Origin of the sequence: Flavobacterium cheonanense (genome assembly GCF_039539185.1) — a bacterium.
Lineage (GTDB): Bacteria > Bacteroidota > Bacteroidia > Flavobacteriales > Flavobacteriaceae > Flavobacterium > Flavobacterium cheonanense.
The window spans coordinates 259,778-271,357 of record NZ_BAABCT010000001.1 but is presented as its reverse complement, the minus strand read 5'-3'; the positions used below and the strand labels follow the sequence as shown (position 1 = coordinate 271,357).

Sequence of the window (11,580 nt, the reverse complement as noted above, 5' to 3'; positions counted from 1 at the left end):
TATTATCTAAGCATAAAGTGAACGCCAAATTGAATTTGACTATTGTTAAACGATAGTTTTTCATCCGTGCTATTGGAAACATTGAAGCTTTTTGAATAAGCATACCCAATGCTCAAGTATATATCGTTATCAACATTGTAACTTGCTGTAAGTCCTAGTTTAGGCGCTATCCAAAGCCCTGAAAACTCTTTTTGAGACGCCAAGTCCAAATACTGACCATTAAGATTTTGTTTGCCATAGATGAGAGTTGATATTCCAACACCACCGTTGGCTGAAGCTTGCAATCCATTCCAATTCACAAAGGCAATTGAAAACGTATTTTCAACTCCCATGTATTGGGTATTCCAAGAATAAGAACTGTTTATATCACCACCCAAAGCGTTGTATTCGTTAAGGCTTAATCCAACAGCATACTTCAACTTTTCGTTGTTAAGGGTCATTACATAACCAATTTCGTAGAAGTTGCCACTACCTGATTGAAGACTAGGGGAAGAACTGGAATTTGATTTGTAATCGTATTTGGTATAATTTTTACCTGTTTTAAGATAAATTTCTTGTGAATGTATATTCTGGAAAGAAAATACAAGCACAACTAATAATAGAAGCTTTCTCATTCTTGTTTTAGGATTTGTGTGTAATAGGTATAGTTTGGTGCTGTTAGCTTAACCAAATAGTTACTTGAAGCTAGGTTAGGCATCGCAACAGTAAGAAGATTATCTGTTGGCATTTGTTCTGTTTGAAAAATAAGCCTTCCTCTCACATCAAATAGTTCCATTTTGATTCGTTCTTTGATGGGTTGTGAGAATTGAAAGTTTATTGTAGATATAAACGGATTTGGATAAGTAACCGTTGTTATTGGATTGTTTACAGTACTTAAGATATACTTGCTCCAAACGCTTTGTTGGTATCCTTGACCGTATGTTTTTCCATCTTTGGTATAGTTGCCAATAACACTTTGCTGTCCGATGGTTTGACTGACATATACACCGTTAGGAAGCTCTTTGCTGGTTCCTTGAGAAGATAGTGCTTGGTGATGGAGTTCTTGACTGTAAAGCGTTGAAAACGATAAAATAAAACAAAATAATAATATCCTCATATTTAGATTTAAAAAGCCAAATTTAATAAAACATTTGTAAGAATCCTAATTTCTAAAAAAACTTAATTATACATCAATTATAACCATATTTACCAATCCCCTTCCATCCCCCGTTACCCACTTGAGCAGACCTCCCTGCATACTCCTTTTGTGGGGTACATAAAGCTGTTTTTAAATCTTAAATATTTTTGAAAATTCAACCCAAAAAAAATACATCCCCCTTTTTCAAAAAAATTTTTTTACCAGAATTTTTAGCCAAAAATTTAATACCCTTTCCATATCATCCAGATATTTATTATAAAACACCTAGCATGGAAAAACCAAAAACCACCCCAGACAAACTAACCATATCCATCCCATTAAAAGAAACATGTGGGGAGTCAATGGAAGCGGCAATTGAAATATCTGGAGTATATTTTAATCATGTTATTCCAATAGAAACCAGCATTATTCATTATTTAATGGACGATATGCATTGGACAAAAACTGAACAATCGCTGATTTTTGCCAACGATAAAAAGTATGATAAGATTGGTGTGATTGGTTTGATGGATGATGGCTCCACCAGTAATTATGAGTTTTGGTTCGATATTACCAAGTGTTTTGGTATTTAGAACCCCTCAAAAATACCCAATCCAAATAAAGCAAAATCGTATTTCACAGGGTCGATTGGGTCTAGTCTTCTTAGCGATTTATCCAGTTCTTCAAGTGCTTTTAAATCATTGTTTTTCCGATTAAGTAACCCTAATTTTCTAGCTACATTTCCAGAATGTACATCAAGTGGACAAGAAAGTTTAGATGGACTTATATCCCATATACCGAAATCAACACCTTTATTGTCTTTTCGACATAACCACCTAAGATTCATATTAATTCTCTTTGCGACACTGCCTTTGAGCGGGTCGGCAACATGTTTTCTTGTACGTTGCGGATGTTCAATCTCAAAAAAGATTTCATGTAGTGCATGAATGGCAGGTTGCAACGAATCATCAGTTTGGTGCTTAATGAAAATTGATTCTAATCCATTATGATTAGTATAAATATGTTTTAATGCTTTTATAAAGTATTTAAAATCTTCACCATTAAAAGTACGATGCACAAATGATTCAAGTCGTTCAAGTTGATGTTCTTGATGTGACATTACAAAATCATAGGGTGAATCTCCCAATAAATCCATCATGCGATGACCATTTTTAGTAATCATTTTGCGATTACCCCAAGCGATGGAAGATGCCAGAAAGCAAGCTATTTCTATATCTTCTTTTAAAGAGTAACGATGTGGAACACTGATTGGGTCAGGTTCAATAAAGGCAACTGTATTGAATTCTTTTACCTTTTCATCTAAAAACTCTTTAATTTCTTCCTCACTTAAACCCATATAGTATCGTTAATTATATATGCTACAAATATAGTATTTGTTAAACTTAATATTTTTACAACACTAATTACCCGTATAAACATATTGATTCTTTTGGCAGCCGAATTATTTAATGGATCAGAAATATGTTTTTGTGTGCGATTTTGATGATTGATTTCGAAGAATACTTTCTTAAATTCGGAAATACTTTTTTGCATGGAATCTTTCTCAATATTTTTTGAGAAAACAGCTTCCAAACCATTATGATTGGTGTAAATATTTTGTAAACCTTTGATAAACGTAATCATATCGCCACCATTGAAGGTTCTATGAACAAAATTTTCTAATTTTTCAAGTTGATAATCTTGATGGTTTAGTACAAAATCATAAGGAGAATTTCCCATGAAATCCATCATTTTTTTTGCATTATTGATAATCATTTTACGGTTTCCCCATGCAATTGTTGCCGATAAAAATCCTGCAATTTCAATGTCTTCTTTCAAAGAAAAAGCATGCGGAATTTGTATTGGATCACTTTCAATAAACTTCGGATTGTTGTATAATTCTACTTTTTCGTCCAGAAATGTTTTTAATTCGGAGTTAGTCATTTTCATTGATTTTTTTTGCATAAAATCCGTCTTTTAAATCTTTGGTTCTCTGCTGTGGAATGATATAAAAGTATTTCTTGAAATAAGCGATTTGGTCTTTATTTACACAAGGAAGTGCACCATTTCCGCTTGCCCAAAAGAAATCGTTTTGGATAGGTGAGTTGTAGTTCAAATTGCCTAATCGAATGACTTCAAATGCGGTGGTGTTTTTAGTGTTTTCATGAGGAAAAACTACGTTTTCTGTTGAGAAATTACTGAGTTCCATCATGAATTTGTAATTTGAAAAACGGTTTAAATTGATAGGAAGAAATAGAATTAGTAGCGTCGGAACTAACGAAAGCAATAAAACAGCATTGATTATTCTTTTATTTTGAAAAAAGCAAATGAAGCAAAACAGCGAAAAGAATAAAATAAAATTCATGAAAAATCTATATTGAGGCGATGTTGCGAAAAGGATGATTAATTGCAAAACCATCAAAATATAAAGTATCCAAACGGCTTTCTTGTTTTGAAATTTATAGATAAAAAAGGGTGTAATTAGAAGAAGTAAAATACTGATTTTATTGAATAAACCATTGAGTTTTGGAAGTGATAACCATCTTAAAAACAAATCGAAAGCCGACATAGAATTGTATTGTTGCAAATCGACAAAGTATCCGTAATATTTTAATTGGTCGTAATAAAAATTTTCAATACTATCAGAAATCGCGTAATCCATAGTAAAGGATGCAAATAATTTGGATGGAAAAACTGGCGAACCACAAATAATCATGTTTTTGGTTATAAAAAGCACTAAAACGATGCTTGCCAATAGAAACGACTTTGATAAGTTTTTAGAAAGAATTTTGAAGTTTTGAACCAATAATACAATTGGAATTAGTACAAAAGTTAAAGTGGTATTTTTTATGTAAAGTGTAAAAAGTATCAGAATTACAATCAAATTAAATACTTCAACAGTACATTTTTTGAAATTTTCTAAAAAGTAAAAAAAGATGATAAACGATAAAACATAAACCGGAATATCAGGCGATGGCGCGCTAATAAATTGAAAAAGGAAAATACTCGTTATCGGAAATAATCCTATTAAAAGATAATTAGAGTTTTTATTTTGGTAAAATTCTTGAAGTTTTTGAATCGAAAAAACAGTTCCTAAAAGCATTACAAATCCACTTAAATCATTGAAATTGGAATACAGAAACGAAAAATTAAAAATACTTTGTGTGATGTGCCAACCACTCGTTTGACCAAGAAAAAAATGCAAATTCACTATTCCTTTTACAAATCCGTATTCGTTAATCCATTTGATAGTTTGAATGTAATAAGATTCATTATCGATTACATACGGAATGGAGCTACATTGAGCAACAATCATTAAAGTGATTGTGAATAAAAAGAGTTTTAGCGTTTTTGATAGTGATTGTAGTTCAATCCAAAAGCTTTTATAAATTTCAATAATCTCCTTTCGGAATTTGAAAAAGAGTAAAAGATTTAGAATTAAGAGAAATCCATGAAATTCAATATTGATTCTACCAAAAATTGCCCAAACGCTCGCAAGAACAGTAACAGAAAACATTCCTAAAATGGATGTAATCGCGAAATTTTTATTTTTCAATCCAATACATCTATCAAAACCAAAACCAAGATTGATTGTAGTGAAGAGAATATAAATCCATGATAGAAGTATTAGAACCATAAATTTTATTTTGAAATCAATCCATCAACCATCACCAATTTTCGGTCTGCCATGTTGGCTAATTCTTCGTTGTGGGTTACAATTACGAAGGTTTGTCCAAATTCATCACGGAGTTTGAAAAACAATTGATGTAAATTTTCTGCGGAAGCGGTATCTAAATTTCCTGAAGGTTCATCGGCGAAAATAACGGCTGGTTTGTTGATTAAAGCTCTTGCAACTGCAACTCTTTGTTGTTCGCCACCTGAAAGTTCGTTTGGTTTGTGATCAATTCTGTGCGATAATCCCAAATAATCTAGTAGTCTTTTTGCTTCGGTTTCGGTTTCTTTTTTTTCTTTTCCACCAATAAATGCAGGAATACATACATTTTCTAAAGCTGTAAATTCAGGTAATAATTGATGAAATTGAAAAATAAATCCCAAATGTTGGTTTCTAAATTTAGATAACAATTTATCGTTCATTTTTAAAATGTCTTCATCATTTATGGTTAATGAAGTTCCATTTTCTAAAGAAGGTTTGTCTAACGTTCCAAGGATTTGCAATAGCGTTGTTTTTCCAGCACCAGATGCACCTACAATGGATACGATTTCACCTTTTTTTATATGTAAATCAACACCTTTTAAGACTTGTAAACTATCATAAAACTTGTGAATATTTTTGGCTGTAATCATGCTTCAATTTTTCACAAAGTAACAAAGTATTTTATAAAAAATGAGTGATATCGATTTTTTTTATCGTTGAATAAATAATAAATAAAAGTTAAAGAAAACTTTTTGTTTAAAATTATCGTAAATTTGTTAAACAAAATAAACCCAAAATAAAATAGCCATGAACACATTAATTGAAAAAGAAATTTACGAATTGATTGGCGATAATCATCAGATGACATCGGCAGAAACACCTTTACGTCCTGATGCATTTGACAAATCTGATGCTGACAAAATGCAAACCATAGAAAAGCATTTCCATATAATCATGGAAGAAATGGGATTAGACATGACTGATGATAGTCTTCAAGGAACACCTCACAGAGTAGCTAAAATGTTTATTCAAGAAATATTTTCAGGATTAAATCCTGCTAACAAACCCAAAATATCGGTTTTTGACAACAGTTATAATTATGACAAAATGTTGGTTGAAGCTAACATCAGTTTCAACTCAACTTGCGAACATCATTTTCTACCAATAGTTGGGAAAGCACACATTGGATATGTTTCAAGTGGAAAAGTAATTGGTTTATCTAAATTGAATAGAATAGTTGATTATTATTCTCGTCGTCCACAAGTGCAAGAGCGTTTGATTATGCAAATTTACAATGAATTGAAAACTGTTTTAGAAACTGATAATGTAATTGTAGTAATGGAAGCAACACATTTGTGTGTGTCAAGTCGCGGAATTAAAGACGAATCGAGTTATACTTCAACCATTCAATATGGTGGAATTTTTAATGAAAAAGAAAACAGAAACGACTTTTTCAATATGATTAATCAGCCTAAATAGTTTGGCATTAGATTTGTAATATCATTTCCAAATTATAAATTAAATTAGAAATGATATTACAATCGGATGCATTGACCAACTTAAGTAACAAACAAAGAAATTTATTTTTAGGTATTTTTCTTGATTTGGTTGGTATGTTAACCTATTTAGTTCCAGTTTTTGGAGAACTTGCAGATACCATTTGGGCACCATTAGCCGCTTTTATGTTATCTTATATGTATAAAGGTTCCATTGGTAAAGTGGGTGGTATAATCGAGTTTTTAGAAGAGATATTACCTTTTAGTGATTTTATACCAACATTTACGCTGACATGGATTTACACTTATGTAATTAAAAATCAAGAGGATAATAATTTAAAGGAACTTCAATAGTTCCTTTTTTTATTTCTCAAAAAAATCGGCAATAAATCCAAGTTTCATGCTGCGAAGCATTTTCTTTTCAAAAGCCCAAAAGAATTTGAATTGTCCAAATAGGAATCCGAAACTTACTAGAAGAACTTGATAAACAGGAAAAATCATAACAATGTATAAAGGATAATAAAGCCATAAGGAAACACTTTCTTTTGTAATTCCGAAAAGAGCTAAAATGGGTTTTGCAATAAGTGCAGAAGTAGAACCTGTAACTGCAAATACAACAAGTATGACAACTACTTGCCAATCTGATGTTATGTTCCAACGTTCTTTAAAGCTTCCCATTTTCTATAATAAAGTGCAAATTTACTCAATTTATGGACGTGGTACAAATCCGGCGAGTTGTTGTTTGTATGTTATTTGAAAATAAATGAAATAATTATAAATCAAGTAGTTTACTTCGTAACCATAGTGAATATTAAAATCGTAATTTATTTGCATTTCATATAAATTAGGATTGTATTGTAGTGGTTGTCTTGCGCGATTATTCCATTCATTTACATAGATTCTATTTCGGTTTTCCAAATAACTTTCTGAATAAAATCCTCTTGGTCTTGCATGAGAATATAACCATGAATTAAATCCACCATCAATAATTATGACTTCATATTCTAAAGAGTCATTAGCAATTCTAATAGTGTCTGATGTTTTTGTAGAATTCTCATTAGTTGTTGAAATAGATTGATTTGTTGAAGAGCATCCAATTATAAAAAGAAGTATTACAAAAATGTAAATTAGATTTTTCACAAAATATTTTTTATAAAGTTACTAAAATTCAATCTATTGTGATTTGATTTAAAAATGTTTTAACAAAAAAAACACCTTAACCAAGTTAAAGTGTTTTTTAAAATTATAACGTTGGGAATTATTTTCCTCCAAAAAGTTTTCCTAATAAACCTCCAAGTCCACCAGATTTTTTAGTCACTGCAGAAATTGCGTCACTCATTCCAACTTGTCCGTCACCATCTTGGTCTAAACCAAATTGACCACCATATTTAGTTACAGCATCCATCAATCCACCACCATTTCCACCTGAAATTGAGCTAATCAAATCTGTAATATTAAATCCAGGTTGGTTTGGATCTTTAGCTTTATTTATCAATCCACCTAATATTTGAGGAATTAAACCACCAGCTACACTTCCAGCAGCTTCTGAAGATAAACCGAATTTTTCTCCAAGGTTTCCTGTTACTTTTCCTGTTAATTCTTGAACTACTGGATTGTTCATGTCAATTGGAGTTTTACCCGAAAGTAATCCTGCTAAATCACCAATATTTCCACTAGCAACCATATCTTTTAAACCAGAAAGGATTGAACCTCCGGCTTCTTCCATTACGGCTTCATTTTGTTCGTTTGGCACTGCAGGATTGTTTACTACTGCATCACCACCAAATTGTTTTACTAATTCTGTAAGTTGTTCAAACATAGTTTTTTGTTTTTAGTTTTAACAAAGGTATAAAAGTTTAAAATCAAATATATAAAACGTCAAATTTATTCTACAAAAAAATCCAAATCTAAATTTTACTTCAGATTTGGATTCTATTTTTTTGAAATTGATTACTTCTTTAATAGACCAATAATTTGTTCGGCTAATTCGGTTCCGATTCTGTCTTGAGCTTCTAAAGTTGCAGCTCCAATATGTGGAGTTAACGAAATTCTTGGATGCATCAAAATTTGAATTTCTGGCGTTGGCTCTTTTTCAAAAACGTCTAATCCTGCAAAAAGGACTTTATCACTTTCTAAAGCTTCAATTAAAGCAACTTCATTAATCACGCCACCACGAGCACAGTTTACGATTCCTACATTGTCTTTCATTTGTGCAATTTCATCGGCATCAATTACATAACCTTCTTGCGCAGGAACGTGAAGTGTAATAAAATCAGAATGTTTGAATAAATCTTCAAGCGGTTCTGTAATAATATCAACATTTATGAATTGACCAGTGTAAAAATCAACTCTAATTTCGGCATTACTTAAAAACTTATCTGCAGCAATTACTTTCATTCCAAGTCCAAGTGCCATTTTTGCAACCGCTTGACCAATTCTTCCAAAACCGATAATTCCTAATGTTTTGCCACGAAGTTCAATACCATTTGCGTAAGCTTTTTTCAAACCTTCAAAATTAGTATCACCTTCAAGAGGCATATTTCTGTTAGAATCGTGTAAAAAACGAACACCAGTAAATAAGTGTGCAAAAACCAATTCTGCCACACTTTCTGATGAAGATGCTGGCGTATTGATAACGTGAATTCCTTTGGAACGAGCATATTCTACATCAATATTATCCATTCCAACGCCACCGCGACCAATGATTTTTAGATTTGGACAAGCGTCAATAATATCTTTACGAACTTTGGTTGCACTTCTAACTAAAATTACATCAACATTATTCGAATTGATAAAATTGGCAACTTGTTCTTGAGCTACTTTGGTAGTAATTACTTCAAATCCACCTTTTTCTAAAGCTTTGATTCCGCTTTTTGAAATTCCGTCGTTAGCTAATACTTTCATTTTTAAGTTTATAAGTTTAAAAGTTTATGAGTTTAAAAGTTAAAACTCAATTGATATATTAAATTTTAAAATTTAGAGGTTCTTTTCAAGTGATTGCATTACATCGACCAAAACTTGAACGCTTTCTAGAGGCAAAGCATTGTACATTGAAGCACGATAACCTCCAACAGAGCGATGTCCAGGCAATCCTGAAATTCCTGCTTCTTTCCACATTTTGTCAAAAATAGGAGCGTGGTTTTCATCATTTAATAAAAACGTTGCGTTCATGATACTTCTATCTTCAACAGCTGCAGTTCCTTTAAATAATGGATTTCTGTCGATTTCTGTATATAATAAGTTGGCTTTAGCTTCGTTGATTTTTTCAATAGCAGCAATTCCGCCAAGGTTTTTCAACCATTGTAATGTTAGAAGCGATGCATATATAGGAAAGACAGGTGGCGTATTGTACATGCTTTCTGCTTTAATATGTTTTTCATAATCCAACATACTTGGAATATAACTTCCAGATTTTCCTAAAATTTCTTCTTTAACGACTACTAAAGTTGCTCCAGCTGGACCCATATTTTTTTGAGCTCCAGCATAAATCAAATCAAATTTTGAAAAATCTAAAGTTCTTGAAAAAATATCGGAACTCATATCACAAACTACAGGAACATTTGTTGTTGGAAACGATTTCATTTGCGTTCCAAAAATGGTATTGTTACTTGTACAATGGAAATAGGAAGCATCCTCAGGAATTGAATACCCTTTTGGAATGTGATTATAATTTTGCTCTTTAGATGAACCTACTATTAAAGTTTCTCCAAAATGTTTGGCTTCTTTTATAGCATTACTTGCCCAAGTTCCGGTGTCTAAATAGGCAGCTTTACCATCCGTTTTCATTAAATTATAAGGAACCATCAAGAATTCTAAACTGGCCCCACCAGCTAAAAATAAGGCTTGATATCCTTTTCCTTCCAATCCTAAAAGTTCTAAAACTAAAGCTCTTGCTTCGTCCATTACGGCAACAAAATCTTTACTTCTGTGGGAAATTTCTAAAATAGATAAATCAGAATTATTAAAATTTAAAATGGCTTGTGCAGATTTTTCAAATACTTCTTGAGGAAGAATACATGGTCCGGCGCTGTAGTTGTGTTTTTTCATTGTTAAGTTAATGCAAATTTTAAAGCGCAAATTTCGTAAATAGCCTACGAAAAAGCGGTTAGAATTTGACAATAATCAGCCCTTGTTATTAACGAAATCGTTATAGTTTATAACAATTTTTGAGAAAAATGCAATCAAATTTCCTTTAGAAATGCTAAAGTGTCAACGTTATCGGCATAATCCCAAAGTTTTGGTTTTTGTGTTTGTCCAAATAGTATTGAATTTTCTATTGCATCTTTTGAAACAATGCATTGAATTTGGTCAGCATCGTTTTCTAAACGTGATTTTATTTCATTCAAGTCCTCATAATATTCATAAAAAACAGATGAAATCGGTGAGGAGTAACTTGTGTCTTCTTTGATTGTAAGAAATTCATTATCCAACAATTTGAAATTACTCATCAAAAAAACGGCTTTATTATAATCGTAGTTGTTAGAATATTTTTCGTAAAAAATTACGTCTTTATATTCGTAAATTGCTTTGAAGAAGTTTTCAAAATTGTAGTCTTTTGGAACAAAAAGTTTTGAAACATTGCGGCAACCTAAACCAAAATATCTAAAAATATCTTCGCCTAAATTTACTAAATCCTCATGCGATTCATTTCCTGTTAAAATGGCAACTGAATTTCTGTTTTTGCGAATAATACTTGGCTTGTCTTTGAAATAAAATTCGAAATATCTTGCTGTATTATTGCTTCCAGTTGCTATTACAGCATCAAAATTTTCTAATTTTCCTTCTGTAAATTTGATGTAATTTTCTAATTCAGAATTTACAGAGATTAAGTAGTTAGCAAGGAAAGGCAATAATTTTTGATCGTTGGAAGAGGTCTTTACCAAAACTTTATGACCAGAAACCACTACCGATAAAAAATCATGAAAACCAACTAATGGAATGTTTCCGGCAAGGATTAATCCAACTGTTTTTGGTTGTACATTAGAGAAATCGTAATTTGATAACCATTTGTCTAAATTTTCTTCTGTCAAAGCTTCTGCCCAAGAATTTATAGCAAAATAAACTTGTTCTGGTGTAAACCAACCATTATGTGATTGTGATAATTCAATCAAATTTATAAAATCATCATAGAACAAATTATTATTTAGAACAGCTTCATTTTGGGTGTTATTATCCAATGAAAATTGGCTTAAAAACTTTCCTAATTCTACAAAAGCGTTAATTTTTTCTTTTTGTAACATTTGTAACTTGTTTATGAATGGTTTTGATTGTAATTTTGCACAAAATTAGTAATAAGTAAATAGTAATAAGTA

General features: G+C 31.4%; 14 protein-coding genes and 1 pseudogene. 3 read left to right on the top strand and 12 right to left on the bottom strand.

What is annotated here, in order from left to right; genetic code table 11:
- Window positions 1–2: 2 nt before the first annotated feature.
- Both ABD766_RS01350 and ABD766_RS01345 read right to left on the bottom strand, forming a co-directional pair.
- Window positions 3–614 (bottom strand): hypothetical protein, encoded by a 612-nt coding sequence (locus tag ABD766_RS01350; RefSeq protein ID WP_344815024.1) that lies wholly within the window; start codon window positions 612–614, stop codon window positions 3–5.
- Complete coding sequence (locus ABD766_RS01345) at window positions 611–1,096, bottom strand: T9SS type A sorting domain-containing protein (RefSeq protein ID WP_344815023.1); 486 nt, start codon at window positions 1,094–1,096, stop codon at window positions 611–613. Before ABD766_RS01345 ends, ABD766_RS01350 begins: the two co-directional genes overlap by 4 nt.
- Before the next feature lie 188 nt (window positions 1,097–1,284).
- Here ABD766_RS01345 and ABD766_RS01340 point away from each other — a divergent pair, with 188 nt between their 5' ends.
- Window positions 1,285–1,710 (top strand): hypothetical protein, encoded by a 426-nt coding sequence (locus ABD766_RS01340; protein WP_344815022.1) that lies wholly within the window; start codon window positions 1,285–1,287, stop codon window positions 1,708–1,710.
- Here ABD766_RS01340 and ABD766_RS01335 read toward each other — a convergent pair.
- The 4 genes and pseudogenes from ABD766_RS01335 to ABD766_RS01320 form a co-directional block, all read right to left on the bottom strand.
- Window positions 1,707–2,474, bottom strand: coding sequence for a TIGR02757 family protein (locus ABD766_RS01335; protein WP_344815021.1), 768 nt, complete (start codon window positions 2,472–2,474; stop codon window positions 1,707–1,709). The genes ABD766_RS01340 and ABD766_RS01335 overlap by 4 nt on opposite strands.
- Before the next feature lie 71 nt (window positions 2,475–2,545).
- A pseudogene (locus ABD766_RS01330) lies at window positions 2,546–3,061 on the bottom strand (DUF2400 domain-containing protein); the annotation flags it as partial.
- Window positions 3,054–4,754, bottom strand: a complete 1,701-nt coding sequence (locus ABD766_RS01325; RefSeq protein WP_344815020.1) for an LIC_10190 family membrane protein — start codon at window positions 4,752–4,754, stop codon at window positions 3,054–3,056. The pseudogene ABD766_RS01330 and the gene ABD766_RS01325, both read right to left, overlap by 8 nt.
- A 5-nt stretch (window positions 4,755–4,759) precedes the next feature.
- Window positions 4,760–5,422 (bottom strand): ABC transporter ATP-binding protein, encoded by a 663-nt coding sequence (locus ABD766_RS01320; protein ID WP_344815019.1) that lies wholly within the window; start codon window positions 5,420–5,422, stop codon window positions 4,760–4,762.
- A gap of 157 nt (window positions 5,423–5,579) precedes the next feature.
- On the opposite strand from ABD766_RS01320, the gene folE reads away from it, so the two are divergent.
- Together folE and ABD766_RS01310 are read left to right on the top strand one after the other, a co-directional pair.
- Window positions 5,580–6,251 carry a GTP cyclohydrolase I FolE gene (gene folE, locus ABD766_RS01315; RefSeq protein WP_298306666.1) on the top strand — a complete coding sequence of 224 codons (672 nt, stop codon included), beginning with the start codon at window positions 5,580–5,582 and terminating at the stop codon, window positions 6,249–6,251.
- Between the two features lie 50 nt (window positions 6,252–6,301).
- Entirely contained in the window at window positions 6,302–6,622 is a 321-nt protein-coding gene (locus tag ABD766_RS01310; protein ID WP_344815018.1) for a hypothetical protein, read from the top strand.
- A 9-nt stretch (window positions 6,623–6,631) separates the two neighbouring features.
- Here ABD766_RS01310 and ABD766_RS01305 read toward each other — a convergent pair whose 3' ends face one another.
- The 6 genes from ABD766_RS01305 to ABD766_RS01280 all read right to left on the bottom strand — a co-directional run bounded on the left by ABD766_RS01305 (window position 6,632) and on the right by ABD766_RS01280 (window position 11,508).
- A complete protein-coding gene (locus ABD766_RS01305) occupies window positions 6,632–6,946 on the bottom strand; it encodes a DUF6787 family protein (RefSeq protein WP_344815017.1) in 315 nt (104 codons plus the stop codon).
- Window positions 6,947–6,976: 30 nt separating this feature from the next.
- Window positions 6,977–7,408, bottom strand: a complete 432-nt coding sequence (locus ABD766_RS01300) for a DUF6146 family protein (protein ID WP_344815016.1) — start codon at window positions 7,406–7,408, stop codon at window positions 6,977–6,979.
- Window positions 7,409–7,526: 118 nt separating this feature from the next.
- Complete coding sequence (locus tag ABD766_RS01295; protein WP_298306675.1) at window positions 7,527–8,087, bottom strand: DUF937 domain-containing protein; 561 nt, start codon at window positions 8,085–8,087, stop codon at window positions 7,527–7,529.
- A 131-nt stretch (window positions 8,088–8,218) separates the two neighbouring features.
- Window positions 8,219–9,172 (bottom strand): D-2-hydroxyacid dehydrogenase, encoded by a 954-nt coding sequence (locus ABD766_RS01290; protein WP_298306678.1) that lies wholly within the window; start codon window positions 9,170–9,172, stop codon window positions 8,219–8,221.
- Window positions 9,173–9,244: 72 nt separating this feature from the next.
- Entirely contained in the window at window positions 9,245–10,315 is a 1,071-nt protein-coding gene (gene serC, locus ABD766_RS01285; protein WP_344815015.1) for a 3-phosphoserine/phosphohydroxythreonine transaminase, read from the bottom strand.
- 134 nt (window positions 10,316–10,449) lie between these two features.
- Window positions 10,450–11,508, bottom strand: coding sequence for an acyl-CoA reductase (locus tag ABD766_RS01280; RefSeq protein ID WP_344815014.1), 1,059 nt, complete (start codon window positions 11,506–11,508; stop codon window positions 10,450–10,452).
- Between the last annotated feature and the right edge of the window lie 72 nt (window positions 11,509–11,580).

Excerpts from the sequence above, each read along its gene's own strand:
- ABD766_RS01350 (WP_344815024.1), bottom strand. The coding sequence starts at position 614 with ATGAGAAAGCTTCTATTATTAGTTGTGCTTGTATTTTCTTTCCAGAAT.
- ABD766_RS01345 (WP_344815023.1), bottom strand. The coding sequence starts at position 1,096 with ATGAGGATATTATTATTTTGTTTTATTTTATCGTTTTCAACGCTTTAC.
- ABD766_RS01335 (WP_344815021.1), bottom strand. The coding sequence starts at position 2,474 with ATGGGTTTAAGTGAGGAAGAAATTAAAGAGTTTTTAGATGAAAAGGTA.
- ABD766_RS01325 (WP_344815020.1), bottom strand. The coding sequence starts at position 4,754 with ATGGTTCTAATACTTCTATCATGGATTTATATTCTCTTCACTACAATC.
- ABD766_RS01320 (WP_344815019.1), bottom strand. The coding sequence starts at position 5,422 with ATGATTACAGCCAAAAATATTCACAAGTTTTATGATAGTTTACAAGTC.
- folE (WP_298306666.1), top strand. The coding sequence starts at position 5,580 with ATGAACACATTAATTGAAAAAGAAATTTACGAATTGATTGGCGATAAT.
- ABD766_RS01310 (WP_344815018.1), top strand. The coding sequence starts at position 6,302 with ATGATATTACAATCGGATGCATTGACCAACTTAAGTAACAAACAAAGA.
- ABD766_RS01305 (WP_344815017.1), bottom strand. The coding sequence starts at position 6,946 with ATGGGAAGCTTTAAAGAACGTTGGAACATAACATCAGATTGGCAAGTA.
- ABD766_RS01295 (WP_298306675.1), bottom strand. The coding sequence starts at position 8,087 with ATGTTTGAACAACTTACAGAATTAGTAAAACAATTTGGTGGTGATGCA.
- ABD766_RS01290 (WP_298306678.1), bottom strand. The coding sequence starts at position 9,172 with ATGAAAGTATTAGCTAACGACGGAATTTCAAAAAGCGGAATCAAAGCT.
- serC (WP_344815015.1), bottom strand. The coding sequence starts at position 10,315 with ATGAAAAAACACAACTACAGCGCCGGACCATGTATTCTTCCTCAAGAA.
- ABD766_RS01280 (WP_344815014.1), bottom strand. The coding sequence starts at position 11,508 with ATGTTACAAAAAGAAAAAATTAACGCTTTTGTAGAATTAGGAAAGTTT.